The sequence below is a fragment of the Xenorhabdus budapestensis genome, from assembly GCF_017743015.1.
GTDB lineage: Bacteria > Pseudomonadota > Gammaproteobacteria > Enterobacterales > Enterobacteriaceae > Xenorhabdus > Xenorhabdus budapestensis.
The window spans coordinates 2,809,921-2,836,261 of record NZ_CP072455.1 but is presented as its reverse complement, the minus strand read 5'-3'; the positions used below and the strand labels follow the sequence as shown (position 1 = coordinate 2,836,261).

Here is a 26,341-nt window from a genome sequence, read left to right as displayed (position 1 = left end):
CCTTATGACATGTTGCTGGTATTAGCTATAATGGCAGCAATTTTTTGGTGGTATATTTTCTTGATAAATAATAGTCTTGGTGAATAATAGTATGAACTCTCTCTTTGCCAGCACGGCACGTGGACTAGAAGAACTGTTAAAAAACGAACTGGAAATGCTGGGTGCGCAATCCTGTAAGATTGCCCAAGGCGGGGTTCATTTTAAAGGTGATGAACAGGTGATGTATAAAAGCCTGCTCTGGAGCAGACTGGCATCCCGTATCCTGCTTCCACTTAATGAATTCAAGGTTTACAGTGATCTGGATCTGTATCTTGGAGTCCAATCTATTGACTGGACTGATATTTTTTCAGTAGATAGTACATTCTCAGTCCATTTCAGTGGTACAAATGAAGAAATCAGGAATACACAATATGGCGCTCTGAAAGTAAAAGACGCCATTGTTGACTGTTTTATTCGTAAAATAAAGCAACGTCCTGATGTGGCTAAGCAACAGCCGGATATCCGCATTAATGTCTTCCTGAATAAAGAAAAGGCAACTGTCTCCCTGGATTTAAGTGGCGATGGGTTACATATCCGTGGTTATCGTGATTTGGCCGGACAAGCCCCTTTAAAAGAGAATTTGGCTGCAGCGATTGTCTTGCGTTCTGGTTGGAATGCGGGAACGCCGATGGTTGATCCTATGTGTGGTTCAGGAACGTTGTTGATTGAAGCGGCAATGATAGCGGCAGATTGTGCTCCTGGTTTACGCCGTCAACATTGGGGATTCACTTCATGGCTGAAATTCAATGAAACAATCTGGCGTGAAGTTGTCACGGAAGCGCAGGTGCGTTTCCGTAAAGGACTGCAAGAAACGACTTCCCGCTTTTTTGGTATAGATATTGACCGTCGGGTTATGGATATGGCGCGCTCAAATGCCAGAAGGGCTGGAGTTTCCCAATTAATCCAGTTTCAACAGGGAGATGCGAGTAAGTTGGAAAACCCATTACTGGCAAGGGTAACAGGTACAGTATTGAGTAATCCGCCTTATGGGGAACGTCTTGAAAGTGAGCCTGCACTGATTGCTTTGCACAGTGTATTTGGCCGGATCATGAAAAGTCGTTTTCCGGGCTGGCGCTTATCTTTATTCAGTGCTTCACCAGAATTGTTGAGTTGTCTGCAATTGCGGGCTGAACGTGAGTTTAAAGCGAAAAATGGCCCTTTGGATTGTGTTCAGAAAAACTATTTTATCCAGGCAAACTCTTCCATCCAGAAAAGCGAGCAGTTATCAGACAAACCTCAATCATTGGATAGTGGTATTGCCGAAGATTATGCGAACCGTCTGCGTAAAAATGAGAAGAAGCTGAGTAAATGGGCTAAGCAGCAGGGTATTGATTGCTATCGGTTATATGATGCAGATTTGCCGGAATATAACGTAGCAGTTGATCGCTATGCTGATAAAGTTATTGTTCAGGAATATTCACCACCTAAATCTGTTGATGCTAATAAAGCTCGTCAACGCCTATTTGATGTGATCAGTGCAACAATGAATGTGCTCGGATTACAATCTAATCAGTTAATCCTGAAAACCCGTCAGCGTCAGAAAGGCAAAAATCAATACGAAAAACTCGCTGAGAAGAAAGAATTCTTTTTGGTGAATGAGTATGGGGCGAAATTCTGGGTTAACCTGACAGATTATCTGGATACAGGACTATTCCTCGATCACCGTATTGCCCGCCGGAAATTGGGAGAAATGAGTCAAGGGAAAGATTTCCTCAATTTATTTGCCTATACCGGTTCAGCAACAGTTCATGCCGGATTGGGAGGAGCGCGCTCGACGACCACAGTAGATATGTCCCGCACTTACCTTGAGTGGGCTGAGAAAAACTTGCAGGTAAATGGTCTGACTGGTCGTCAGCATCGTTTGATTCAGGCTGATTGTTTGGGTTGGCTTGCGCAGACACGTGAACAATTTGATCTGATTTTTATTGACCCTCCGACATTCTCCAATTCCAAACGTATGGAAGATACATTCGATGTTCAACGTGATCACATTGCCTTAATGAAACAGCTAAAATGCTTGCTTCGTCGTGGCGGAACTTTAATGTTCTCTAACAATAAGCGTGGTTTTAAAATTGATTTTGTTGAACTTGAGAAATTAGGTCTGGTTGCGGAAGAAATCACAGAAAAAACTTTATCTCAAGATTTTGCCCGTAACCGCCAGATCCACAATTGCTGGCTGCTGCGTCACGTTGGCGAGGAAAAATAATATTATGTCATTGATTAGTTTATCTGGTGCCTGGTTATCATTCAGTGATGCGCCGTTATTGGATAACGCTGAGCTGCATATCGAAGAAAATGAGAGAGTGTGTCTGGTTGGCCGCAATGGGGCAGGGAAATCTACCTTATTGTGTGTACTGGCGAAAGAACAAATGCTAGATGACGGGCAAGTTACCTATGAGCAGGATCTGATTGTCGCCCGTTTGCAACAAGATCCTCCCAGTGATGTGGAAGGAACGGTATTTGATTTTGTTGCTGAAGGCGTGAAAGAGCAGGCGGAATATATCAAGGCGTTTCATCACGCATCATGCTTGGTAGAAACGGATCCCAGCGACAAAAACCTCAACCGATTGGCTGAATTACAGGAAGTGTTAGATATTCGCGGTCTTTGGTCATTGGACAGCCGGATTAATGATGTATTAAAACAGCTTTCTTTACCCGCCGAGGCGAAATTATCTTCTCTGTCGGGAGGCTGGTTACGTAAAGCTGCTTTAGGAAGAGCTTTGGTCAGTTCACCAAAAGTTCTCTTTCTTGATGAACCAACTAACCATCTTGATATTGATACGATTGAATGGTTGGAAAATTTCCTGAAAGATTTTAATGGCAGCTTAGTTTTTATTTCCCATGACCGTTCATTTATCCGCAGTATGGCGACCCGAATTGTCGATTTGGATCGTGGAAAACTGACTTCATGGCCGGGAAATTATGATAAATACCTTGAAGGCAAAGAAGAAGCTTTACGGGTTGAAGAACTACAGCATGCTGAATTTGATAAAAAACTGGCTCAGGAAGAAGTTTGGATCCGTCAGGGTATTAAAGCACGTCGTACCCGCAATGAAGGGCGGGTAAGGGCACTGAAAGCATTGCGTGCAGAACGCTCTGAACGCCGTAACGTTATGGGCACGGCAAAAATGCAGGTCGAAGAAGCGACACGCTCTGGTAAAATTGTGTTCGAACTGGAAAATGTTAATTACCAGATTGGTGATAAGACATTAGTCAAGAATTTTTCGGCTCAAATTCAACGTGGTGACAAAATTGCTTTAGTTGGGCCGAATGGTTGCGGTAAAACAACACTATTGAAGCTGATGTTGGGAGATTTGTCGGCAGATAGTGGTCGAATCCATTGTGGAACAAAACTTGGAGTTGCTTATTTTGATCAGCATCGTGCAGCTCTTGATCCAGACAAAACGGTGATGGATAACCTTGCCGAAGGTAAACAGGAAGTGGTAGTGAACGGGCACCCACGTCATGTTTTGGGCTATCTGCAAGACTTCCTTTTCCATCCTAAACGGGCAATGACACCAGTTCGGGCACTTTCAGGTGGTGAACGTAACCGCCTGTTGTTAGCGCGTTTGTTCCTGAAACCCAGCAATTTGCTTATTCTTGATGAGCCTACCAATGATCTCGACGTTGAAACGTTGGAGTTACTGGAAGAACTCGTGGATGGCTATAGTGGTACAGTGATTTTGGTAAGCCATGACCGTCAGTTTGTTGATAATTCAGTAGCAGAATGTTGGATTTTTGAAGGTAATGGAGAGATCAACAACTATGTTGGAGGATACTTTGATGCTCAGCAGCAACGGGCACAAACAATCTCTTTACGCCAGCCTTCCGTGAAAAGGGAGAAAGCGGAAGCCAAACCAGTTAAAGCTAAGGAAACTACGAAACGTTCAAACAATAAGATAAGTTACCGTTTACTCAGGGAGTTAGAGCAACTACCATCATTATTGGAAACGTTAGAACAAGAAATAGAACAGCTACAAACTCAGGTTAGTGATCCAGAATTTTTTAATCAATCACACGCAATCACACAAAACGTGTTGCAAGAGTTGGCAGATAAAGAGCAAGAATTAGAAAAAGCTTTTGATCGCTGGCAGGAGCTGGAAATGATGAAAAATGGATGATATTTGCTGCATATATATCCGATAGTGTACAAATTGCCGCTAATATAGCGGCAATTTACAGGGCTAAATAAGATAAAAAACGGCATTGATTTGTTACAGGAGAGGCACTTTGTGTTCTGACAATCATCAGCATGACAAGCTGGTTTTATGCTCCCAATGTGACATGCTGGTGGCCTTACCTGACTTGGAGGAAGGAAATAAGGCTGTTTGTCCACGATGTGATACTTTACTGACTGCAAAGTGGAAAGAACCACGTAATCAACCGACAGGCTATGCAGTAAGTTCATTATTAATGTTATTTCTTGCTTGCCTGTTTCCTTTCGTCAGTATGAATGTTGCGGGTATTGTCAGTGAAATTACGCTGACAGAGATCCCAGAGGTCATGTTCAGTGAAGATTATTCGAGCATAGCTGTATTCTTCTTGATCTTTGTACAGCTTGTGCCTGCATTCTGCATGGTTTCCATTATCCTTTTATGTCAGAACATTAAAATAGCGTACCGACTGAAAATTGAGTTGGCGCGTATTTTGTTTCAGATGAAAACTTGGTGTATGGCAGAGATCTTTTTAGCCGGGGTGCTGGTTAGTTTCGTTAAACTTATGGCTTATGGCGATATTGGGGTTGGCCTGAGTTTTCTGCCTTACTGTCTTTTTTGCCTATTTCAGGTCAGAGCGTTCCAATGCCTTGACAGATATTGGATTTGGAATGATATAGAATCTGCACCCAAAGTGTGTATACCTCTGCAAGCGGGTAAACCCGGTTTAGTTCAGGGCATCAGATTGTGTCAATGTTGTACTGCTATTTTGCCTGCTCAACAACATCAATGTCCTCGTTGTCACTCAAAAGGGCATGCTCGCCGTCACTATAGTCTTCAATGGACTATGGCACTATTAGTCACATCAGCCATACTTTATATTCCAGCGAATGCGTTACCGATCATGGTGACTCAAACATTAGGAAGTCACATTAACTCAACCATTTTGGAAGGCATTATTTTGCTCTGGAATGCTGGCTCTTATCCGGTTGCTTTGGTTATTTTTATTGCCAGTATTATGGTGCCTTTGCTGAAAATGATCTCTATCTGTTGGTTATGCTGGGATGCTAAAAGTTACGGCAGATATAACTCGGAAACTATGCATTTGATTTACGAAGTGGTGGAATTTGTTGGGCGCTGGTCAATGATTGATGTTTTTGTTATTGCTGTTTTATCAACATTAGTACGCATGGGGCAGTTCATGAGTGTCTATCCCGCAACAGGAGCAATATTGTTTGCTTTGGTGGTGATTTTGACAATGTTTGCGTCAATGACATTTGATCCGCGCTTAACCTGGGATAAAGCTAATAAGAAATTTGAGTTACAGAAGAATGAGGAATCGTAAGGTGACGGATAAAGAAGAAAATCTGACTCAGGCCAGGATCAGTAAACTTAAGAGTTGGTCACCTATATGGATCGTACCGATTGTTACTGTGCTTATTGGAGCCTGGATATTATTTTATCACTTTAGCCATCAAGGGCCCGAAGTCACTCTGACAACGTCTAATGCTGAAGGTATTGAAGCCGGAAAAACGAAAATAAAAAGCCGCAGTGTTAATGTTGGTGTGGTTGAAAGAGTGTCACTAAGCGATAACTTAGGTGAAGTAATTATCAAAGCGCGCTTAAATGATGGTATGGAGAGATTATTACATAAAGATACTGCATTTTGGGTCGTAAAACCCCAAATTGGTCGAGAAGGAGTTTCTGGCCTGAGTACATTGTTATCTGGGGTATTTATTGAATTACAACCCGGAAATGAAGGTAGTGAAGAAAGGAAATTTTCATTATTAGATGCACCACCTTTGGCATCACCTGATGCTAAAGGTATTCGGTTAGTTTTAACCAGCGAAAAAGCAGGGCGATTATCCCCCAGTGATCCGGTTTTATTTCGTGGATATCGTGTTGGTTCAGTGGAAACAAGTACTTTTGATCCTAAATCTCGCTTAGCCAAATATCAGGTTTTTGTTAATGCGCCTTATGATGGACTATTGACAACTAATGTCCGGTTTTGGAAAGACAGCGGTATTGCTTTTGATGTTTCTTCACAGGGGTTAAGAGTTGAGGTAGCTGCATTATCGACTTTGTTTGCCGGAGGTGTGAGTTTTGACGTACCGAAAGGCTGGGATTTAGGTAGTCCGGTTAAAGAAAAAGAAGTTTTTAGGCTTTATGATAATGAAAAAAATATCGAAAACTCACTTTATACAGAACACAGAGATTTCTTACTATTCTTCTCTGATTCGGTCAGAGGATTACAACCGGGAGCGCCTGTCGAATTTCGTGGTATACGGGTAGGAACGGTAGCAAAAGTTCCTTTTTATACTGATGGGATCAAACAGCGCCTTGATAGCGATTTTCGCATTCCTGTCTTAATTCATATGGAACCTGAACGGTTTGAGAAAGAAATTGGTGATGGTTTCTATACAGATAAAGAGTTGGAAGAAATTATTTCCCGTGGTTTAAGAGCCTCTTTGAAAACAGGAAACTTACTGACAGGAGCACTGTACATTGATCTGGATTTTTATTCCGATGAGAAGGCATGGAAAGGTCCGCGAAAACTTGCCAGTTATGAAATTTTACCAACCATAAGTGGTGGATTAGCTCAAATTCAGCAAAAAGTCATCATGGCTCTAAACAAAATTAATCAAATGCCAATTGAGCCAGTTTTTATTCAGGCAACGCGAACGTTAGAAGAGAGCCAGAAAACCATCAAGGCTGCACATAAAACCATGAATGAGTTAAATAGCATTCTTGCAAGCAAAGAAGCTCAAAGTCTTCCCAAAGATATACATAATACGTTGAATGAATTAAATCACAGTATGCAGAGTATTCAACCGGGATCGCCAGTTTACAACAAACTGGTCGATAATATGCAGCGCTTGGATCAGGTCTTGCGCGAATTGCAGCCAATATTGAAGACGCTGAATAATAAGAGCAACGCATTGGTATTTGAAGCAGAAGCAACTCGAGATCCGGAACCGAAAAAGGCACGTAATTAATGAAAAAGTTGATGTTAAGATTGGCTCTTTTAATTCCTGTCAGTTTCTTGATTATGGGAAATCTATTAATTTCAGGGTGCAGTAGTAGCCAACCGAAAAAAATTTATTACCAGTTACCTGCTTCAACAATAACCTCAGAGGTAAGCAGGATAGATACCAATCAAGAGCGTCAGTTATGGGTAAAAAGGGTACACCTTGTTGATTATCTCGCATCATCTGGCATTGTTTATCAAACGGGAGATGTCACTTATAGCGATGCTTCAAATCACTTATGGGCGAGTCCGCTGGAGCAACAATTACAACAAATTTTAGTTTATCAGCTAAGTGCTGCATTTCCACAAAGGTTGGTTTCTGATCAGCCAATAGAGAAAAATGCTGATGCACTGGATGTCACAATAACAGCTTTTCATGGGCGTTATGATGGGCGAGTCATTATTCAGGGATATTGGGTTTTATCCAATCAGAAAGAAGCGGTTAAGCGAGCATTTAACTTAGAATTGAAACAAACGAAAGATGGTTATGCGGAATTAGTACGCGCTTTGGCTACGGGATATCATCAGTTGACTCAGTCCATTGCCAGCCAGATAGCTTCACAGGGTTAATCAGTTATTCAGAGTAATAAAGCTATTTGATTATCAGTTAATTGAGTTTTCTTTGCTGTTTTTTTATTCTGTATTTAGCTTGTATTTTTATAGCAAAATTATGACATTTTTATGGATTTCTTTGCTTGATTTTTACCCCGTATCGGGGTATCACTAGGCGTATTCTGAATAAAAAGCACTCATTGTTTTTTATGGTAATTTTTTCTCATGGTAATTGTTGAGGAAGTAAGGCATGAAAAGACAAAAAAGAGACCGCTTGGCACGCGCCCTTTCTAAAGGTTATCAAGCTGGTATTTTGGGGCGACCACGGGAAAATTGTCCTTATCATTCATTGGATGCTCGTTCACATTGGTTGGGGGGCTGGCGTCAAGCAATGGAGGAGCGTGTTTGATGGTAGTAAATAACTTCATTTAATGGAAATCACCTCTGTGTAGTAGCGGAGGTGATTAGCATAAGTGAGGGAAGTGGTAAGTGATACAGGAAAATCAAAAGTTGTTGGTGTCTTTAAATAACCCTACTTTTAGATCTGTTGCGGTATAGATGAGTTTACCATCGACTAATACTTCACCATCAGCCAGAGCCATAATAAGTTTACGGTTAATGACACGCTTCAAATTAATACGGTAGGTAACCTTTTTAGCTGTTGGTAACACTTGTCCTGTAAACTTAACTTCTCCAACACCAAGCGCGCGGCCTTTGCCTTCACCACCAAGCCAGCCCATGAAGAAACCAACGAGTTGCCACATTGCATCAAGGCCAAGGCAACCGGGCATAACGGGGTCATTGACAAAATGGCAACCAAAAAACCAGAGGTCAGGATGAATATCGAGCTCAGCTTCGATATACCCCTTATTATAAGCGCCACCGTCTTCTGTCATCTTAATGATGCGATCCATCATTAACATATTTCCAGAAGGGAGTGGTGGCTCATTCTCACCAAATAATTGACCTTTTCCAGAGGCTAGAAGTTCTTCTTTCGTGTAGGACTCTTGTCTTTTAAACATATTTTGAAATAGCCTTATCATTGGGTAAGGCTAGAGAATAGCGTACAGTTGTACGCTGAACAACTCCGATCAGATATAGGTATACTAACCCAACCAACGTAAGAACCAAGGTAACTTAGGACGTTCTTGAATATTCACTTGCGTAATACGCTCGTATATCATAGATAACAAGTGTTCTTTTTGTGCATCATAGTAAGGAATACCGGTCAATAATGAAGCGGCTTCGGATACGTGTTTAACAGCCCAAATATGGAATTTGCCACTTTTCACAGCGCTAACAATATCCTGATGCAAACATAGGTGTTGTACATTGGCCATTGGAATAATTACACCTTGTGAACTGGTCAATTCACGGCAGTTGCACACATGGAAGAAACCTTCAATCTTTTCATTAACGCCACCAATTGGTTGAACAAAACCGAATTGGTCGACTGCACCTGTGACAGCGATTTGCTGGTCAATAGGTTGTTGTGACAGAGCACTGATTAATGCACATAATTCTGCCAATGAAGCACTGTCACCATCAACTTCACCGTAGGATTGCTCAAATACAATCGAAGCAGAGAATGGCTGTGGTTGATCCAGTTTCAATTCAGAGATCAGATAAGCCTGCATGATCATCATGCCTTTTGCATGAATATTGCCACCCAGTTCAACCTTACGCTCTACATCAATAAATTCCCCATCGCCTAAATGGGCAACACAACTGATACGAGAGGGTTCACCGATGGGGTCTGGATAGCCCGGATATTCAAGTACGGATAATCCGTTAATTTGACCAATAACAGCACCTTGGGTGCGGATCAGTATTTGGCCTTTCAGAATTTCATCTATACTACGCTCAGCCAAATACGCATGGCGCCAACGTCGATTTTCTTCTGCCTGTTGCAGAGAGTAAAGTGTAATCTGATTTTCCTGCTGATAATTGGCTGCCGTTGTCAGTTTTTGGTTCAACCACTGGATATCTAAAGGCAAGCTGAATTGATCTTCAGTATAGCGGATAGCTTGTCTGAGTAATTCTGTCCATGCATCGGTACTCAAAGATGGGAATTTTTGTTGCTGAATGAGTCCGTTGACATAGCGACACCATATTGCCAGATCCGCTTCTTCATGGAATGGCATATCCAGTTCAAATTCACTGTATAAAGCGTTACTTGCCAGCTCTGGTTCAATAACGTGTAACTCTTCAAGGCTTGACCGATCTCCTACAAGAATCAGGTGTAAATCTAACGGAATTGAGGGAATTGGCAGAGGTAAGGAACGATTCTCATCATGTGATAACCAATCAAAACGGCGCTGAATGATCATTTGCTTGAGGCGAACCCACATTAGTGGTTGGGATAACAGAGTGTGCAGAGGTAAAATTAGGACTCCACCATTAACGTGATGAATAAGCCCCGGTTGTAACTGAAGCACGCCTTGATGTGTATAGATGTTACCAAACAATTGTTCCGGTTCAATCCACTCACGATAAGCAACACGCTGATTTGGTGCGAAAGGGCCTTCACCAGACGGGTGCCACGTGATGGTTTGGTGTTTAATCTGATAGTAGCCTCCAACATTGGGACGATTTTCTGGTAATAATGCAGAAACTGTATCGGACAAAAGAGCCAGATAGGCATCACTCTCCTCTGCTTTTAGCAACATAAAAGATTGACGTAAGTTGGCCTGACAAAAAAGTGTTAGCCCATTATGCAATCTGGGTTGAATTGCTTCTATAGTAATAGTAGGCAATTCAGCAACAGAATTGAAAAGTACTTGATAAGGTGCACTGTCTGGCTGTAATGATTGCCAGTCTAATTTTAGATTCGTCAAAGTGATAGCTACATGTAGTGAAAAAAGGAAACATTTATTATACAAGATTAGGCAGTGAACCAACATGTTATAATCTTTGAAAAAGATAATATTCGTGCTAACTCATTAACTGTTCATAAAATATTTCAGTATTTTGTGTTGTTATGAGCAATTTAGATAAATAATTGCTATGCTTAATTTAAGTTACGCTGTCACTGAGAGATGAAATGAAATATCAACAATTGGAAAATCTGGAATGTGGCTGGAAATGGACTTATTTGGTGAAAAAGCATCGTGAAGGTGAGCCAATTACTAAATATATTGAAAAAAGTGCTGCTCAGGATGCGGTTAGTGAATTACTGAAGCTGGAACGAGAACCGGTCAAGGTAATGCAATGGATATCACAGCACATGAATCAGGATTTATCCAATCGCATGAAACAAACCATTCGGGCACGACGTAAACGCCATTTTAATGCTGAACATCAGTATTCGCGTAAAAAGTCTATCGATTTGGATTTTCATGTCTGGCAGCGTCTTTCAAATCTCTCCCAGCGCCGAGGTAAGACGTTATCAGAAACAATAGTGCAACTATTGGAAGATGCCGAATATAAAGAAAAATATACTCACCAGATGTTGAGCTTGAAACAGGATTTGGCTGCTATTTTAGGGAAATGAATCCAACAGCTTATAGCACGATGACAGACGAAGTTTACTGCCAAATAAAACCCCATGCTCACGCATGGGGTTTGCACTTCTATTACTAATGAGCATATTACAGAGATACTTTGGATTGAGTCTGATTAATTTCCTGAGTACCTTGAATATTGATGATTACACGGCGGTCTGGTGCCAGGCAATCAATCAATTTAGCGCGAGCTTTGATGTTATTACATGCTGACCCAGTAACAGGATCTTTTTTACCGCGACCTTCAGCTTGAATACTGTTTGCAGGGATACCTTTTGCTACCAGGTAGTCTACAACGGATTGAGCACGTTTTTGAGACAGGGGCAAATTATAGCGTTGACTACCAATACGGTCAGTATAACCGATTATCAAAACATGCCCCTGAGTTGGATCAATTTTCGTTAGTTGGTTATAGAGATTATCCAGCTCATGCTTGCCTTCAAGTTTCAATGTTGATTTATTGAAGTTGAACAGAACATCAGAGCGTAGGGTAAAGCTCTTTTTCTCGATAGCAGGAGTTGGAGCCGGAGTAACAGGTGCAGCAACCGGGGTTGCTTCATCCTGACCAAAACGGTAAGAAATACCAACAGTTAGCAGGCCAATATCCGGTCGGGCACCGATAGCAGCCTCACGGCCATCCAGACGTGAGTTACCATCCCCCCCTCGACCTACTTTTGGGGTCCACTGATAATCCAAACGAGTTGCCAGATTTTTGGTTAGTGCGTACTCAGCACCAATAGCTATTAATGGAGAAATGCCTGTACTACTGGTTTTCACATTTACCTTGTCTGTAGTTGGCGACCTGGCTAAGTCTGGATACTTACCATCAGCTCCCTTATTATTATTGAAAAGTTCACCTGTATAAGATATGTCTTTAGAATTATAGTGGGCTGAAACCTTTGAATGCCATACCATCCCTCCCAGGCGGGTATAAACATCTAAATCATTCGTAACCGGAACGCTTAATTTTGCTGTCAACTGGACACCCTGAGCACGGAAATCCCCATTATTGGCGGAGCTTTTATATTTTATGCTCCCTAACCAGTCATAACCCAGTTCGAAACCCAAATATGGAGTTGCCTGATAACCTATATAAGCTCCAGCACCCAATTGATTTTTGTCTGTTGCATTACCTGTTGCGGCAAACGGCTGAGTAGGAGTAGGGGGAAAATTTGGATCACTTATAGTAAGTCCTTTCCCTCCTTTCGCTTTCTTGAATATTGAATACGATTCTGCTGCATTAGAACCGAAATCAGTAAATTTTGTTTTATTAAACTGGGACCAACCTAACTTAGCACCAGCATACCAGGTATTCTCTTTGGGAGCTGCTTGAGCAACAGTTGCGAAAGTTGCTACTGCCACTGCGATAGCTGTCTTCTTCATTGTACGCCTCGTTATCATCCAAATAAGCAGTTAGCCTTAAAAGTCTTATTATTGGCCGTTAGTTGAGATATTTAGTTGGGTATATGCACTTCTATCAATAGATGGCTCCTGAAATATAAGATTAGCAAGTACAATCCCGACTTTGTTAAAGTCTACAACGAACTTTAAAACTTACAAGTACACTATGATTCGTGACGCAAATTTTTTAAATATACAATTACAATTGCTAAATGTTACTGACGGTAATTTACGATATTTACTATTATAATACGTTGAATTTTCTTATAAATAAGAGCAGATATTAGTGGCGGGTTGTTTACTATAAAAAATATTGAGATAAATCCTAATTTAATTCAATGATAGTAAATAGAATGAACTTTTATTGTGCTTGATAATATCTTGAGTTGGCCGGATAAATTCTGTGGACGCATAATCAAACCTAATGCTGTACCTTTATGAGCTGCCAACTGTAGTTTTTGTACCTCATATTCAGACAATTCTGGTAGCCATCCTAAAACTACACTGTAATTGCCACTTGCTAGTGCTTTCTCCATGGCATTAGGAGAGGCAATGGGAAGGATTTGGTTTAACTGAATAATTTTACTTAAAGGTAAGCCTGAATTTATTAGCCATTGGCGGCTTAGTTTCCTATTAGGTGTAATCCAGAGTAACCATCTATTTTCATTCCCAGATTGATGTAATAAAGGGAGAAGGATTTGATTGATCGTAGGTTGTTGCTCATTGTAGAGCAATTCTCTAACCATAGAATTTGTTGCTGGTAAAGTGGACTGACCAGATTCAATAGAGAATTGTAATTTTGGAGATGTGATATTTGTCACATTATCTATTTTTTGAGCTCTATTACGGTTAATTTTATTCTCAATAAGATATTCCAAAATTAATTGAATATTCATAGTTCACCCCACCATGGATGCGTGTATATTTATACAGTACTCGGTTGTTTGTCTAAAAGCAAGGGCATTTTTTTCAAAGCGCTTCGCAAAAATTTACATAAAACAGTTTTTTTCTAACTTAATGATTGGCAGGTTGGAACAGATTGAGTATGGTTTTAATTACTTGTTCTTGTTATCTATTTCATTAATGGCAAACATGGATATAGCATATAAAATATTTAATCAGGATATAATTCATGGAGTGATAAAAATGATTTTATCTGGGACTCGTTTTGATCAATTGGAACATAGTGTATCTTCACTGGGAAAACTTAAAAAGAAGTCTCAATTTGGTGGAGTTGGATTATCAATTGATGGAGTCTTGTTCGCCCTGAGTTCTGAGGGAGAGCTTTATTTACGAGGAAATAGTCATGCAGAGGTATTATTTAAAGTCATAGGCATGGAGAAGTTTATCTATTTAAAAAGGGGCATTCCAGTGGCTTTGCGGTATTACCGAGTCGGTGAGTCGCTTTGGCAGGATCAAAAGCAATTATTTGAATATATCAACTTGGCCTATCAATGTACATTAGCAGATATCATCAGCAGGCAGAAAATACCTCTCAGGTTAAAGGATCTTCCCAATCTGGGGATAGTTCTGGAGCGTCAATTATGGAAAATAGGCATATCTAAAGTAGAAGAATTGCGCGTGTTGGGAGCAAAAGCGACTTATCTTAAATTGCAGCGAAATAGGAAAAAGACGAGTGTTAATGTATTGCTTGCGTTGGCTGGTGCAATAGAGGGTTGTCATGTCGCTGTTTTACCAGAAAAATTACGACATGATTTGTTGCTCTGGCATAAAGAATTAGAATAATGAAGTAATTAAAATTACCCGTCATGGTAAAAATTAAAAGGGGCATAGCCCCTATCTTCAGACCGCTGACAAACCTCGTTGAAAATAACGGGGTTTGTCAGCGGTCTGAGCTTTGATCAAAGCTTACATTGTGTTTGACAGGAAACACAGTATCTGTCTTGAACGATATTTTTATGAGGTAATTTGATGGTACGGTTCATCCCATTCTTCGTTCTTTTTGACCATGGCATTCAGGATAGTTAGAAGCTTACGCATACAGGCAACGAGTGCTACTTTTGGGGCTTACCTGCCGCCAACAGGCGGTTGTAAAATATCCTGCTCACCGGGTTAAAGCGGGTTGCCACAAGCGTCGACATATACAACACAGTACGCACTCCCGCTCACCCACCAAAGAGGGTTTCGTCGGCCCCGCATCGTCCCTGAGTCACGGTTAGCAGGAGCAACACCAATAAGGGCGCTGATTCCGCGACGCGAAAGCTTACCCAGCTCAGGCACTTCTACCAATAAAACGGCGGTTGTCATCGTGCCAATCCCCTTAACGATGCAGAGCCTGTCAGCGAGTACTTTAAAATACGTTCTGATATGGTTATTCATATCCTTGTCGATGCGTGACAGCTCTTTTTCCAGCACCTCAATAATCACGTTAATACTTTTGTGGTTCTGTGGATGAGAAGGATGTAGACGGTTACACTCAGCAACCAGCATGGTAGCCAACAGGTGTCTGTGCGCACCACCATCGCCGCCAGGACCTGACTCTTTTCATCAGGCATCGCACGAATAAAACATTCCCGCTTGGGATGACGGTTTATCACCTCCGCCATCTGAGCCAGCATTTTGGCATCAATACGGTCGGTCTTCGCCAGATACCTCATGGCACGCACAAAGTCACGGGCTTGTCTGGAGTTGATGACAACGACATCAAAACTTTCAGCCTGAAGCGTACAAGCGACAGCGGCTTCCAGCCCTCCGGTTGCCTCCATAAGAACCAGTGATACTGTGTGTGGCTTCAGTACGGACAAAATGGCATCAAAGCCATCAATGTCATTACTGGCGGTGAATGCCTTTGCTCCCGTGTTGATGGCGATATCCAACGAGGCTTTGGCAACATAAATGCCCACACAAAGTAGATTTGGTTGATTCATATTACCCGACCTTGAAAATACGTGATGGATGACGGACAACTGTTCGGGTTTCAGATGAGTGGCTCAATGAATGCGCCAGTTGCTCATTAACGGGCTTTAAACCCCGAGGCCCATCAGGCTGCATTCCCTTGCCGCCGCGATGCAACTTGAAATCCATTGGGTATATAAGCCAATTGATATTATGGCTTGTAGTGTTCTTCCTCATCTAAAAGTGGTGCTATTCCCTTTGAGAAAGAGAGCATCCATCACGTTACTACAGTCACTCTTAATTTTTCTGTATTTTTTGATAAGTTGGCTATATTTATTAATATCCTATCCCAAATATGTGTTCATTTTGTGTTTTGATTGAGCTCAATTCAGGCTCAAGATAGCAAATAGAACAATCTGAAGAGATAGGGGCTAAGTCTGGTTAATTTAAAACAAGGTAGTAATATGAAATATCGTCATTTCTTTGTTTTTGTAGTGTTGCTGTTTACATCTTTACCAGTTATGGCTAATGAAAAATATTGGTATTATGGGTGTCCTAAGTATTCGGAAAAGGGAGTGGAAGAGATAATGCAAAAAATAAAAAATACTCCTTTTAGAACGATTAGTGAATTGCAGGGGTATAGCAAGGGCGAAGCTGAAATGTATATAAAAAAAACAAAATGTGATTTGCGTAATTTAGATGAATATGCTCAGGAATTAAAAAAACGGATAAAAGAGGGTAAAAAATATACAGGTCGTTGAAAGACATTTTTGACAGAGTGTTTTGCGGTTTGTGTAATCGCCATTTTATATTAAATGTGACCGTTTTGGCGGTCACTTAAAAAAATCATAAAGCAAATCATATTAATTGTCAGCTTTTAAATGGGTTACATGCCATGCTACCTAAATAGCCATCGAAATCACTTTTCCATCGAATTTTCTGTGAGAAAATTTTATGTTGATTGATAGTCTGAATCACCTTTCGTAGATCAATGTATATTGCTTCATTTTGGAGAATATGAGTTAATTTCATCATTAAGTTAATTTTTTTAAGTAGATTAAAACCTCCATAATCTGATTTTCTACAGTTTTTTCACCATCAACAATAAGATCTGCATGTTTTTTTAATTCATCATCAAAGAATAGACTACGAGAATCTGACAGGGTGTGTTGAGATGAATTGTTATATCTATAAATTGTCCTGTTTGCACATGAAGCCTGCCTAAAGGAGCATCAAAGATAATGAATTTAGTAGGATAAATAGTCTGGTGATTTGTAGCGTGTTTGATGATTTTATTAGATTTTAGGGCGTTTAAATTTTTTGCTAAGTCTGGATACTCCCACTGGGAGTAATCTTTCCCAGCTTTTTCCCATAAAACATAATTATTAGGATATTTTGATATAGGGTCGAAATCATCCTAAGACAGCATGGCAGCATTCAGCAGGGTTGATAGCTGTTTTGATAAAGATGTTTTGCCTGAACCTGATATGCCTGAAATGGCAATGATTTTGTTCATATCTACCTATTTGATGATATTTCTCTATTAAAAGTCTATTTATCATTCTATTGGATATTTGTAGCTTACTAAAAATATCCAGCCAGCTCCTAATAAGAAATATCACAAAAAGTGTAGCAGATTCGCTGGCTGGTGGTTTTTTATGGCAACCGAGCTATTTTGGCCTCGACAACGACACCCAGAATATGAATTTTATCACTGAGAGGTATCATATTATATTGGGGATTCAGAGGTTTAAGATAAGTATCATACCCTTCTGTAATCAATTGCTTGAAAGTCAGTTTCTTTTCCCCTTCAAGCTTTGCGACGACCAAATTGTTGGCGATAGGTTTTACTTCCGGATCAACCAAGATAATCATTCCTTGCGGTATGCTCAAGCCATTTGGTGAATTCATTGAATCATCTTTTACTTCCAGCCAAAAGGCACGGTATGAACATTCAACAGAAGTGTCGTACTGTTTAATATTATTTCTATGGTATAGCGATATAGGTTCTTCGCACCAATTTCCAGCATCAGCCCAGTTGAGTAGAGGGTATTGCTTATAAAAGGTTACATCGTCAACCAAAGTCATATTATCGCCATAGACTGCGGTGAGCAGTTTCCTTGCTTGTTTGTCTAATGATGGACTGAAATCATTAATTTTAACCCCTAATTTGTTGGCGAAATCGGCTGCTATCTCCAAATTAAGGGCATTTGTGCCGTTAAGATAGTGTGAAATAGCCCCCTGACTTTTATCAAGTTCGTCCGCGAATTTTTCCTGAGAGATACCTAACTGTTTTTTCTTTGACTCATATATGTCTTTCAAACGTTTGGCATCTGCGAGTTGTTCTGTTGTAAGTTTCTTTTTCATGAACGCATTTTAATACCAATGCTATTGAAATGATAAATACTAAAAATATTGAAATATTTAATACTTTGGATATTATTTGAGAAATGCAGGAGGAAAATATGGAAAAAATACCATTATCAGAATATGTGAAACAGAATGGTCAGGCTAAAACAGCAAGTCTGATTGGTGTTCATCAAACTGCTATCAGTAAGGCATTACGGGCTGGTCGTAAAATATTTTTGATTCGTCAGGAGGATGGTAGCTATAAAGCGGAAGAGTGTCGGTCATTTCCCAGCCAGAAACATACTGTATAGCGAAGAGAAAGAACCTTAGACGGAATTAGGTAATATCAATTACTGATTAGCTTTAATTATTTCATTGATTTTATTCTTATACATTTTGTGTATATTGTCTCGGAGAAAATATGGAATATCACTTTCGTCATTATATTAGTGCAATGGGGAGTATTTTAGATATTATGCCCGCGAATGATTACCAAGGAATTTTGAACGATAAACAAGGTTTAAAAAATCAAATTGGTTCTGATTGTTTGGAGCCTCTTCCTCCCCCTGATGTTTTGAGGGACTATGAGTCCATTCTTTCTGGCAGCACAGAGAGAATATTATTGCTCAGGGAAAAAGAGCAAAAATTTCAGTATGATAATCAAAAGTTGGCACTGGATGGCATGATAAAAAAGGATAGAAGAGGGCAATGGATGGGTTTTTCTATTGCAATGTTTATTTTGATTATCGCTACGTTTTTTGCACTCAGAGGTGAAATGGTGTTTGCAGGAACACTCATTACAATTGATTTAATTGGGTTGGTGGCAGTATTTGTTATAGGAAGAAAGTTAGGTGCTAAGTGATCTTGTAATGCCAGTTATGATCATTTAAAGATGAATTTTTTACTTAGTGGCTTTATAGTTTGCTATTTTTAGTATTCTTATTGCATATTAATATATTGAGTAATTTATATATTTTCTCAAAACCCATCAATGGAAATATTTTTATTGCAGACAGGCGATAAAGTATTGGTGGAAGCCAGTCCTGTTGATCGGATTTGGGGTATTGGAATGGCAGAGGACAATTCTAATATTTGTAATCCGTTAACATGGGATGGATTGAATTTGTTAGGTTTTGCTTTGATGACTGTGCGTGAAAAATTAAAAAAATAGGATATATGTTGGAAACAACAATATGACTATGTTAGAAAATTCTCTGCTATTAGACTTCTCTCTATAAACTGAAATTGTTACTCACTAGGATAAGATAAATGATACAGCTAACAGCAAAGGATCCTGATCGGTTTTCTGGTAAGAAAGTTATCATTGTTCATGGCTATACTGCTTCACCTTCATCACACTGGTTTCCCTGGTTAAGTGAAGTGCTGACTGAACAAGGTGCAGAAGTGATTGTGCCAGAAATGCCCGATTCGTTATCACCTAAACCTGAAGCATGGGCCAAAAAATTGATTGAGGTTGCCCCCAAAGCAGACGATAACACAATTTTTATTGGCCACAGTCTTGGTTGTGTGACTTTACTTCGGTATTTAGAGGCAATATGCTCCACAACCAATCAAATTGGTGGGTATATTTTAGTCTCAGGATTTGATTCTGTGCAGTGTACTTTGCCAGAGTTAGAAAGTTTTACTCTTCATCCATTGAATTATGCCTTCTTGCGTGAAGTGACAAAACACCGTATTTCCATTATTTCTTCCAATGATGAAATTGTTTCTCCTCAATCATCCTACTCCCTTGCCAATTCGTTGCAAACTGAAATCATTAATATTGAAAATGCAGGCCATTTTCTTGATAGAGAAGGTTTTACCCGTTTGTTTCCTGTTTATGATGCACTGAAAACTATCGTATCAGGATAAATACCAAGAACTCAGATCTTAGTAATGTTCTTAGCTTAGTGGGCGATATTCGCCCACTATATTTCTCTTTAGATCACTAACCTTTTGTTGTTTCACCTGAATTATCATCAAATAAAACGGATGTTTTGTGAAACAAGTTTATGTATTTTTAAGCTTCTTATTGCGTTGTTTGATGCATTAGTCATGGGCAATATGATTAACCAGAACAATACTATTGCCGTCCACTCCATTTTGGGTAGAGGTACAAATCATGATTATTTCTGCTTCAACTGATTATCGGGCTGCTGCACAGGCGAAGTTACCCCCTTTCCTGTTCCACTATATTGACGGTGGAGCTTATGCAGAGCATACCTTGAAACGCAATACCGAAGACTTATCTCACATTGAACTGCGTCAGCGTGTACTGAAAGACATGTCTGAACTGAATCTGGAAACCAGTTTATTTGGGGAAAAAATGTCAATGCCCGTGGCATTGGCTCCCGTTGGATTAAGTGGGATGTACGCTCGTCGTGGGGAAGTACAGGCTGCACGAGCTGCTGCTAAAAAGGGTATTCCATTTACGTTATCGACATTGTCAATATGCCCGATTGAAGAAGTTGCTTCTGCAATTGAGCGTCCAATATGGTTTCAGCTTTATGTACTGAAAGATCGTGGTTTTATGCGTAATGTTCTGGAAAGAGCAGAGGCAGCCGGTGTTAAAAATCTGGTATTTACTGTTGATATGCCTGTACCCGGTGCTCGTTATCGTGATGCACATTCAGGTATGAGTGGCCCGAATGCTTCTATACGGCGTTTTTTGCAGGTGATAACCCATCCTCAGTGGGCATGGGATGTTGGCTTGATGGGTAAACCCCATGATCTCGGCAATATATCTAAATATCGCGGTATACCTACCAAATTGGGGGATTATATTGGTTGGCTGGGAAACAATTTTGATCCATCCATATCGTGGAAAGATTTAGAGTGGATCCGCGATTGCTGGAAAGGACAAATGATTATTAAAGGTATCCTCGATCCTGACGATGCTAAGGATGCTGTCCGTTTTGGCGCGGATGGTATTGTGGTTTCTAATCATGGAGGACGCCAGCTGGATGGTGTTCTTTCAACCGCCAGGGCTTTACCAACTATTGCGGATGCTGTCAAAAATGATACCACTATTCTGGTTGACTCCGGTATTCGTACCGGATTGGATGTAGTACGAATGATCGCATTGGGTGCTGACAGTGTTTTATTGGGGCGTGCTTTTGCTTTTGCATTGGCAGCAGCTGGAGAAGCAGGAGTTTCTAATTTATTGGATCTGATTGATAAAGAAATACGGGTTGCAATGACATTGACGGGAGCAAAGTCTATTGCAGAAATTAATTTAGATTTGCTGGTCGATAATTGAAAGTAAAATTAGCGAGTTTGGGGAGTTATATGTTCTGATTGATAGTCAGCAGAAACTGAATTGTTCTGCTGACTATTTTTCATCAGATCCCGATAGGGCGGTATCCTTGCCATTCTGGTTTGTCTGGCTGACCGTGAGGGTTTTCAGTCAGATGAACAATCACGTAATACAGGGTATGCTTCTTCAATTTTATTCACTGCAACAAACTGGACATCATGAACTTCAATATTGGATTTTCCAGCGTTCCCACCAAGATAAAACATATATAGCTGAATCATATCTTTCCTTAATACTTGAATGCTTCTGAGTCGCTACTTTTGAAAATAAGAAACTGATTGATTTAAAACACTATTTTTCCAAAAGAAAATAGTTTTGCTTTTCCTGTCAGATAAACACGTTTTCCTTGTATTTCGCATAATATATCGCCGCCCCTATCTGATAATTGACGGGCACGAAGTGTCGATTTATTGAGTCTTGCTCCCCAGAAAGGGGCCAGAACACAATGGGTCGAACCCGTGACAGGGTCTTCATTAATGCCTTTTGCTGGAGCAAAATAGCGCGAAACAAAGTCCGTAGATAAATCGCCAAAGGCAGTAATGGCAAGTCCCGGTAGCGGAAGGGCGGCTATTTTATCAAAGTGTGGTTGAGCATGAAGAACTTGATCGGCAGAATCTAGTACACAGATATAACGATCGTGGGAAGCAAATACCTCGCTGATATCTTGCCCTAAAGCCTCTTGTATGATGGGAAGAAGTGTTTTTTCTTCTTGGTAATCAGCGGCAGGGAAATCTAACGTGAAAACGCTATCCTGATGGGTGACACGAAGTTCTCCAGAACGGGTTTTGAATGTAATTGGATTATTTTGATAAGAATGCTGTTCAACGAGAACAAAAGCTGTTGCCAGTGTTGCATGCCCACATAAGTTTACTTCCATTTTGGGAGTAAACCAGCGTAGATGATCGTCAACTAAAAAAGCAGTTTCTGAGAGGTTGATCTCAGCAGCGATCGCAATCAATGTTTCATCTGATAACCATTCGTCCAGTAAGACAACAGCAGCGGGATTACCGGAGAAGTTTTTTTCTGTAAAAGCATCGACATGATAAATAGGGTATGAACGCATCAAGAACTCACTTTGCTTTTAAAAAATGTTACCTAGCATGTTGAAATTGCTATTGTTTGTAAAGGGTTATTTGTTTTGGCTCTGGAACTACCCATTACTGGTAGTTGATCTAAGGTGGTAATGATTATTAAATAATAATACTTGTAATAGTTACACTAGGGGATTTATGAAAATAAAAGGGATCCATAGCCTGTTTTTTCTTACAGTAATTGGCTGTTCTCAGGCATTGGCTTACGACTTCAGCTACAAAAGTGATATACCTGCTGATAACAAACCTTCAGGAGAATATCTGAAAAAAAGGGAAGAACTTGGCGCCAATTATTGGAATGTTAATAAGTTAGCGCAAGACAATGCCCTGGCTGAGAAACGAGAAGAAGAGTTGAAGGAATACACCAAAAAAAACGATTCGAATATGTATGTCGAGATTTCTCCTAGTTGGGATTATGCCAAAGAAAGGCACTTTATGAACGAATTGTCCCTCTTATCTCAGCACAAAGGGCGTGTCGGGCTTTCTTATAGCTGGAATAACAAAGACCTGCAGTTTTATCAGATCAAGGAAGCTCGTTTTATGAGAGAAATAATCCGTTCAAACCGACGCAAATGTTATCGTGAAACCAGACAGAAATTGGAGAAAGAACGAGGGAATCTCTATTCCGAGATGGAGATCTCCGATGCTTGCGGGAGATAGTGATGGTTATTTTATGATTTAATAGATAACTTTCATTGCTAAAACTCAGGCGGTCACGTAAAAAATGGCTGCCTGAGAGTTTGCTAATGATGACTGACTAATGAATATTATCACTATATAAAGACGGCATATCTTTAGGACGTGTTTTAAAACGGCGGTGTAACCACATGTATTGCTCCGGAGCTTGCATAATTTCCTGCTCGATTACCTTATTCATAAAGGTTGCCGCCTCGACTTCATCTTTTTCAGGAAAATTTTCTACAGCGGGTTGAATAATCAGCTCATAACCTTTTCCATCAGGTAATCTGCGTGGGGTAAAAGGTAATAAAGCTGGATTGGATAATCTAACCAAAATTGAAGTCCCGGTCGTTGTTGCGGCATGTTCAACAGCAAATAATGGGGCAAATACACTTTTACGTGGACCATAATCATGATCTGGTGCGTACCAGACAATTTCACCGTTTTTCAGGCAACGGATCATTCCCTTGACATCTTTTCTGTCCAGCATGTATTTGTTGGAACGTAAACGTCCCCAGGTTTGTAGCCAATCGATAACCGGATTATCATTCGGGCGATAAACCCCGATGCCCGGATTGAGCATACCAAAAATGCGGGCTCCCAATTCCAGTGTCAGAAAATGGATCCCAATCACGATGATCCCCTGACCTGTGGCTTGCACTTTTTGGATGTTCTCTCGTCCTGTAATTTTGAACCAGCGTTTAATTCTCCAGTCAGGCCAGAACCAAGCCATGCCGGTTTCAAATAACCCCATACCAACAGATTCAAAGTTTTTGACCAGCCATTTATTTCGTTCCTCTGGTGGCATATTAGGGAAGCAGAGAGCCAGATTGCGTTCAGCGATTTTGGCTCGTTTTTTTAAAAAACGCTGTGATAACCGACCAAGCCGGGTTCCTATCCAGTAAATCACGGGGTAAGGAAGTAAGACCAGTAGATAGAGTATGCCGATACCCAGCCAAGTCAGCCAGTAGCGGGGATGTAAAAATAAACAACGAAAAGAGGATGCTTGTATCATGTGTTTTCAGTGTATTAAAGATAATAATCTAACTATAAAAAACCTGTCTTGTAAGGTTTTAAGAGTAATAGGGGTATTGTGACACTTTTTAGTGGAATATCGAAATACCGGGGCACTAAATGATTAATCAACTGATAACAAGTAAGAAGTTGTCCCCCATGCTTTGGCTATGCAGTGTTAGGGCATGATTATGATGTTCTTCAGCATCATATTCAAATGATTGTTTTACTCCGGTAGAAACGGAACGGCAGAAAGAGGCGCCGTGATACGTTGTGGCTGCGGATTAAGAATATTGTGAAATGAGGGAGAAATGGTAATTTCTAAATGTTTAAGCTAGTTCGGGGGTTAAGTTGATTCAGAACAGGGATTGATAGATCTGGGCCACAGAAAAAAGTAATATTGCAGGGGATAAAAAACCTCAAGTGTAGCGCGTGGGGTTTCTGGTTAAAATTGTCGATAATGATCTAGTGTAAACACTCTGCGGATACAGACAGACATAAATGTATGAATATCAACAAACTATAAGGGTATTTTGAACACCATGCCAGTGTTACATAACCGTATTTCTAATAAAGAGCTGAAAGAGCGTATGTTGGCTGAAACAGAGCCGCGTACAACCATCTCTTTTTATAAATATTTTACTATTTCTGAGCCACAGGCTTTTCGCGATAGCTTGTATCAAAAATTCACTGAGTTATCAGTCTTCGGGCGGGTTTATATCGCCAAAGAGGGTATCAATGCGCAAATCAGCATACCTTCCAAAAATGTTGATGCCTTGAAAACATTATTAGATGCAACAGATCCTGCTTTGTATAACCTGCGACTCAATATTGCGTTGGAAGATGATGGCAAGTCATTTTGGGTATTACGTATGAAAGTGCGTGAACGCATAGTTGCTGATGGTATTGAGGATGAAACTTTTAATCCGTCAAAAACCGGTGAATATCTGAAAGCCGCTCAGGTCAACCAAATGCTGGATGATCCTAATACCGTGTTTGTCGATATGCGTAACCATTATGAATATGAAGTTGGCCATTTTGAGAACGCGATTGAGATCCCATCAGATACATTTCGTGAGCAATTGCCGATGGCAGTAGAAATGTTGAAAGATGATAAAGATAAAAATATCGTTATGTATTGTACTGGTGGGATCCGTTGTGAAAAAGCGAGTGCCTACATGCTCCACAATGGTTTTAACAAAGTTTACCATGTAGAAGGTGGAGTTATTGAGTATGCTCGTAAGGTGAAAGAGCAAAGCTTACCTGTTCGCTTTATTGGTAAAAACTTTGTTTTTGATGAGCGTATGGGAGAGCGTATTTCTGAAGACGTTATCGCTCATTGTCATCAGTGCGGCGCAACTTGTGATAGTCACACTAACTGTAAAAATGATGGATGCCATTTGTTGTTTATTCAATGTCCATCTTGTGCAGAGCGGTTTGAGGGATGTTGTAGCGATGTTTGTCGGGAAGAAATGTTACTCCCTGAAGATGAACAACGTGCTCGCCGGGCAGGAAGAGAAAATGGGGCTAAGATTTTTAATAAATCCCGTTATCGGTTGAATGACGGTCTAAATATTACCTCATTGCAATCCAACAAACAATAAATTTATCTTAAGTATATTTCTAGCAAGCAGATACAAAAATTGGCGTAATAATACTTAAATTATTACGCCAATTTAGTTATTTTTTGCGGCGTTAGCAGAGATATTTAAAAATATTATAAACAAAAAGTAGTTCTATTTTGTTGGTTACTCCTATTTTTTCTATGATATGCCGTTTATGTGAATAAACTGTACTACTACTTATATTTAGTATTCTGGCAATTTTATAGGTATCTATTTCCAGCATCCAATAATAGATGATCCTGTTTTCTTGTTGACTAAAAATAGAACTTTTTATATTAAAATTGGTAAAATAACGTTGAATATCATGTGATGCCAACTCTTTTAGCCGCGCTAACAATAAGCTAAGATTCCTTTTGGGTAAGATAAAATCTTTATTTGTCAATTGGATATAATTCTCTATCCATGGATATAGTTTATCAATATAGATATATATACGGGTATTACGAACCAATGAAATAAATAGTTTCATTTGTTCACAATATGAACTGTGATGACCATAATATGTCAGGTTCATCAGAATAATATCAGGCGAAAATATCGACAAAATATTTATCGCCTCCTGAATTGAATGAGCCGCTGTTGAAAGGATATCTGTATTTTCTTTTAGAGATTCAATGATCCCAAGACGTGTATAATGGCACTCATCAATAATTAATAATTTCATTAACTGAACATCCTTGTTCTATAGCGGTTATTATTAAATGAATTAGGTCGCTTGATACTTAAAAATCAGGC

The 26,341-nt window shown here is 40.0% G+C and carries 24 protein-coding genes and 2 pseudogenes; 16 read left to right on the top strand and 10 right to left on the bottom strand.

Going from position 1 to position 26,341, the window contains the following annotated elements:
* Window positions 1–91: 91 nt before the first annotated feature.
* The 6 genes from rlmKL (at window position 92) to rmf (ending at window position 8,182) form a co-directional block, all read left to right on the top strand.
* The gene (rlmKL, locus tag HGO23_RS12250; protein WP_209026780.1) at window positions 92–2,245 is read left to right on the top strand and encodes a bifunctional 23S rRNA (guanine(2069)-N(7))-methyltransferase RlmK/23S rRNA (guanine(2445)-N(2))-methyltransferase RlmL; all 2,154 of its coding nucleotides are present in this window, start codon (window positions 92–94) and stop codon (window positions 2,243–2,245) included.
* A gap of 4 nt (window positions 2,246–2,249) precedes the next feature.
* The gene (locus HGO23_RS12245; protein WP_209026779.1) at window positions 2,250–4,160 is read left to right on the top strand and encodes an ABC transporter ATP-binding protein; all 1,911 of its coding nucleotides are present in this window, start codon (window positions 2,250–2,252) and stop codon (window positions 4,158–4,160) included.
* A gap of 109 nt (window positions 4,161–4,269) precedes the next feature.
* On the top strand, window positions 4,270–5,538 hold the full coding sequence (gene pqiA / locus HGO23_RS12240) for a membrane integrity-associated transporter subunit PqiA (protein WP_209026778.1): 1,269 nt from the start codon (window positions 4,270–4,272) through the stop codon (window positions 5,536–5,538).
* A 1-nt stretch (window position 5,539) separates the two neighbouring features.
* Window positions 5,540–7,189 (top strand): intermembrane transport protein PqiB, encoded by a 1,650-nt coding sequence (gene pqiB, locus HGO23_RS12235; RefSeq protein ID WP_425330498.1) that lies wholly within the window; start codon window positions 5,540–5,542, stop codon window positions 7,187–7,189.
* The gene (gene pqiC / locus HGO23_RS12230; RefSeq protein WP_209026776.1) at window positions 7,189–7,791 is read left to right on the top strand and encodes a membrane integrity-associated transporter subunit PqiC; all 603 of its coding nucleotides are present in this window, start codon (window positions 7,189–7,191) and stop codon (window positions 7,789–7,791) included. Before pqiB ends, pqiC begins: the two co-directional genes overlap by 1 nt.
* Window positions 7,792–8,023: 232 nt before the next feature.
* On the top strand, window positions 8,024–8,182 hold the full coding sequence (rmf, locus tag HGO23_RS12225) for a ribosome modulation factor (RefSeq protein ID WP_099134881.1): 159 nt from the start codon (window positions 8,024–8,026) through the stop codon (window positions 8,180–8,182).
* A 94-nt stretch (window positions 8,183–8,276) separates the two neighbouring features.
* On the opposite strand, the gene fabA is transcribed toward rmf, so the two are convergent.
* Both fabA and HGO23_RS12215 read right to left on the bottom strand, forming a co-directional pair.
* Window positions 8,277–8,795 carry a bifunctional 3-hydroxydecanoyl-ACP dehydratase/trans-2-decenoyl-ACP isomerase gene (gene fabA, locus HGO23_RS12220; RefSeq protein ID WP_209026775.1) on the bottom strand — a complete coding sequence of 173 codons (519 nt, stop codon included), beginning with the start codon at window positions 8,793–8,795 and terminating at the stop codon, window positions 8,277–8,279.
* A gap of 84 nt (window positions 8,796–8,879) precedes the next feature.
* Window positions 8,880–10,610 carry an AAA family ATPase gene (locus tag HGO23_RS12215; protein WP_209026774.1) on the bottom strand — a complete coding sequence of 577 codons (1,731 nt, stop codon included), beginning with the start codon at window positions 10,608–10,610 and terminating at the stop codon, window positions 8,880–8,882.
* A 206-nt stretch (window positions 10,611–10,816) separates the two neighbouring features.
* On the opposite strand from HGO23_RS12215, the gene matP reads away from it, so the two are divergent.
* Complete coding sequence (gene matP, locus HGO23_RS12210; RefSeq protein ID WP_209026773.1) at window positions 10,817–11,266, top strand: macrodomain Ter protein MatP; 450 nt, start codon at window positions 10,817–10,819, stop codon at window positions 11,264–11,266.
* Between the two features lie 97 nt (window positions 11,267–11,363).
* Here matP and ompA read toward each other — a convergent pair whose 3' ends face one another.
* On the bottom strand, window positions 11,364–12,659 hold the full coding sequence (gene ompA, locus HGO23_RS12205; protein ID WP_209026772.1) for a porin OmpA: 1,296 nt from the start codon (window positions 12,657–12,659) through the stop codon (window positions 11,364–11,366).
* Between the two features lie 353 nt (window positions 12,660–13,012).
* Window positions 13,013–13,573, bottom strand: a complete 561-nt coding sequence (sulA, locus tag HGO23_RS12200) for an SOS-induced cell division inhibitor SulA (RefSeq protein WP_209026771.1) — start codon at window positions 13,571–13,573, stop codon at window positions 13,013–13,015.
* A 133-nt stretch (window positions 13,574–13,706) separates the two neighbouring features.
* Here sulA and HGO23_RS12195 point away from each other — a divergent pair, with 133 nt between their 5' ends.
* Complete coding sequence (locus HGO23_RS12195) at window positions 13,707–14,423, top strand: TfoX/Sxy family DNA transformation protein (RefSeq protein ID WP_425330497.1); 717 nt, start codon at window positions 13,707–13,709, stop codon at window positions 14,421–14,423.
* 171 nt (window positions 14,424–14,594) lie between these two features.
* Here the strand turns inward: HGO23_RS12195 and HGO23_RS12190 are convergent.
* Window positions 14,595–15,565, bottom strand: a pseudogene (locus HGO23_RS12190) (IS110 family RNA-guided transposase).
* A gap of 432 nt (window positions 15,566–15,997) precedes the next feature.
* On the opposite strand from HGO23_RS12190, the gene HGO23_RS12185 reads away from it, so the two are divergent.
* Window positions 15,998–16,294, top strand: coding sequence for a hypothetical protein (locus tag HGO23_RS12185; protein WP_209026770.1), 297 nt, complete (start codon window positions 15,998–16,000; stop codon window positions 16,292–16,294).
* Window positions 16,295–17,189: 895 nt separating this feature from the next.
* On the opposite strand, the gene HGO23_RS12180 is transcribed toward HGO23_RS12185, so the two are convergent.
* Window positions 17,190–17,900, bottom strand: coding sequence for a LexA family protein (locus tag HGO23_RS12180; protein WP_209026769.1), 711 nt, complete (start codon window positions 17,898–17,900; stop codon window positions 17,190–17,192).
* 98 nt (window positions 17,901–17,998) lie between these two features.
* Between HGO23_RS12180 and HGO23_RS12175 the strand changes: the two genes are divergently transcribed.
* From HGO23_RS12175 to lldD, 5 genes are all read left to right on the top strand, one after another.
* Complete coding sequence (locus HGO23_RS12175; RefSeq protein WP_099134875.1) at window positions 17,999–18,193, top strand: Cro/CI family transcriptional regulator; 195 nt, start codon at window positions 17,999–18,001, stop codon at window positions 18,191–18,193.
* Between the two features lie 110 nt (window positions 18,194–18,303).
* A complete protein-coding gene (locus HGO23_RS12170) occupies window positions 18,304–18,744 on the top strand; it encodes a DUF2335 domain-containing protein (protein ID WP_209026768.1) in 441 nt (146 codons plus the stop codon).
* Window positions 18,745–18,846: 102 nt separating this feature from the next.
* The gene (locus tag HGO23_RS12165) at window positions 18,847–19,053 is read left to right on the top strand and encodes an NADAR domain-containing protein (RefSeq protein ID WP_342355504.1); all 207 of its coding nucleotides are present in this window, start codon (window positions 18,847–18,849) and stop codon (window positions 19,051–19,053) included.
* 98 nt (window positions 19,054–19,151) lie between these two features.
* Window positions 19,152–19,754, top strand: a complete 603-nt coding sequence (locus tag HGO23_RS12160) for an RBBP9/YdeN family alpha/beta hydrolase (RefSeq protein WP_209026766.1) — start codon at window positions 19,152–19,154, stop codon at window positions 19,752–19,754.
* Window positions 19,755–20,004: 250 nt separating this feature from the next.
* Window positions 20,005–21,141, top strand: coding sequence for an FMN-dependent L-lactate dehydrogenase LldD (gene lldD / locus HGO23_RS12155; protein WP_099134871.1), 1,137 nt, complete (start codon window positions 20,005–20,007; stop codon window positions 21,139–21,141).
* A 158-nt stretch (window positions 21,142–21,299) separates the two neighbouring features.
* Here the strand turns inward: lldD and HGO23_RS19690 are convergent.
* A pseudogene (locus HGO23_RS19690) lies at window positions 21,300–21,416 on the bottom strand (DUF1543 domain-containing protein); the annotation flags it as partial.
* 65 nt (window positions 21,417–21,481) lie between these two features.
* Window positions 21,482–22,261 (bottom strand): PhzF family phenazine biosynthesis protein, encoded by a 780-nt coding sequence (locus HGO23_RS12145; protein WP_209026765.1) that lies wholly within the window; start codon window positions 22,259–22,261, stop codon window positions 21,482–21,484.
* Between the two features lie 166 nt (window positions 22,262–22,427).
* Here HGO23_RS12145 and HGO23_RS12140 point away from each other — a divergent pair, with 166 nt between their 5' ends.
* Window positions 22,428–22,949 (top strand): hypothetical protein, encoded by a 522-nt coding sequence (locus HGO23_RS12140; protein ID WP_209026764.1) that lies wholly within the window; start codon window positions 22,428–22,430, stop codon window positions 22,947–22,949.
* A 97-nt stretch (window positions 22,950–23,046) separates the two neighbouring features.
* Here the strand turns inward: HGO23_RS12140 and HGO23_RS12135 are convergent, their stop codons facing one another.
* Window positions 23,047–23,982 carry a Kdo(2)-lipid IV(A) acyltransferase gene (locus HGO23_RS12135; protein WP_209026763.1) on the bottom strand — a complete coding sequence of 312 codons (936 nt, stop codon included), beginning with the start codon at window positions 23,980–23,982 and terminating at the stop codon, window positions 23,047–23,049.
* Window positions 23,983–24,523: 541 nt separating this feature from the next.
* Here HGO23_RS12135 and trhO point away from each other — a divergent pair.
* Window positions 24,524–25,585 carry an oxygen-dependent tRNA uridine(34) hydroxylase TrhO gene (gene trhO, locus HGO23_RS12130; RefSeq protein WP_099134867.1) on the top strand — a complete coding sequence of 354 codons (1,062 nt, stop codon included), beginning with the start codon at window positions 24,524–24,526 and terminating at the stop codon, window positions 25,583–25,585.
* A gap of 91 nt (window positions 25,586–25,676) precedes the next feature.
* Here trhO and HGO23_RS12125 read toward each other — a convergent pair whose 3' ends face one another.
* Window positions 25,677–26,270, bottom strand: coding sequence for a response regulator transcription factor (locus HGO23_RS12125; protein WP_209026762.1), 594 nt, complete (start codon window positions 26,268–26,270; stop codon window positions 25,677–25,679).
* Between the last annotated feature and the right edge of the window lie 71 nt (window positions 26,271–26,341).

Coding starts and splice junctions, on each gene's coding strand:
- rlmKL (WP_209026780.1), top strand. CDS start 92: ATGAACTCTCTCTTTGCCAGCACGGCACGTGGACTAGAAGAACTGTTA.
- HGO23_RS12245 (WP_209026779.1), top strand. CDS start 2,250: ATGTCATTGATTAGTTTATCTGGTGCCTGGTTATCATTCAGTGATGCG.
- pqiC (WP_209026776.1), top strand. CDS start 7,189: ATGAAAAAGTTGATGTTAAGATTGGCTCTTTTAATTCCTGTCAGTTTC.
- rmf (WP_099134881.1), top strand. CDS start 8,024: ATGAAAAGACAAAAAAGAGACCGCTTGGCACGCGCCCTTTCTAAAGGT.
- fabA (WP_209026775.1), bottom strand. CDS start 8,795: ATGTTTAAAAGACAAGAGTCCTACACGAAAGAAGAACTTCTAGCCTCT.
- matP (WP_209026773.1), top strand. CDS start 10,817: ATGAAATATCAACAATTGGAAAATCTGGAATGTGGCTGGAAATGGACT.
- ompA (WP_209026772.1), bottom strand. CDS start 12,659: ATGAAGAAGACAGCTATCGCAGTGGCAGTAGCAACTTTCGCAACTGTT.
- sulA (WP_209026771.1), bottom strand. CDS start 13,573: ATGAATATTCAATTAATTTTGGAATATCTTATTGAGAATAAAATTAAC.
- HGO23_RS12185 (WP_209026770.1), top strand. CDS start 15,998: ATGAAATATCGTCATTTCTTTGTTTTTGTAGTGTTGCTGTTTACATCT.
- HGO23_RS12180 (WP_209026769.1), bottom strand. CDS start 17,900: ATGAAAAAGAAACTTACAACAGAACAACTCGCAGATGCCAAACGTTTG.
- HGO23_RS12175 (WP_099134875.1), top strand. CDS start 17,999: ATGGAAAAAATACCATTATCAGAATATGTGAAACAGAATGGTCAGGCT.
- HGO23_RS12170 (WP_209026768.1), top strand. CDS start 18,304: ATGGAATATCACTTTCGTCATTATATTAGTGCAATGGGGAGTATTTTA.
- HGO23_RS12160 (WP_209026766.1), top strand. CDS start 19,152: ATGATACAGCTAACAGCAAAGGATCCTGATCGGTTTTCTGGTAAGAAA.
- lldD (WP_099134871.1), top strand. CDS start 20,005: ATGATTATTTCTGCTTCAACTGATTATCGGGCTGCTGCACAGGCGAAG.
- HGO23_RS12145 (WP_209026765.1), bottom strand. CDS start 22,261: ATGCGTTCATACCCTATTTATCATGTCGATGCTTTTACAGAAAAAAAC.
- HGO23_RS12140 (WP_209026764.1), top strand. CDS start 22,428: ATGAAAATAAAAGGGATCCATAGCCTGTTTTTTCTTACAGTAATTGGC.
- HGO23_RS12135 (WP_209026763.1), bottom strand. CDS start 23,982: ATGATACAAGCATCCTCTTTTCGTTGTTTATTTTTACATCCCCGCTAC.
- trhO (WP_099134867.1), top strand. CDS start 24,524: ATGCCAGTGTTACATAACCGTATTTCTAATAAAGAGCTGAAAGAGCGT.
- HGO23_RS12125 (WP_209026762.1), bottom strand. CDS start 26,270: ATGAAATTATTAATTATTGATGAGTGCCATTATACACGTCTTGGGATC.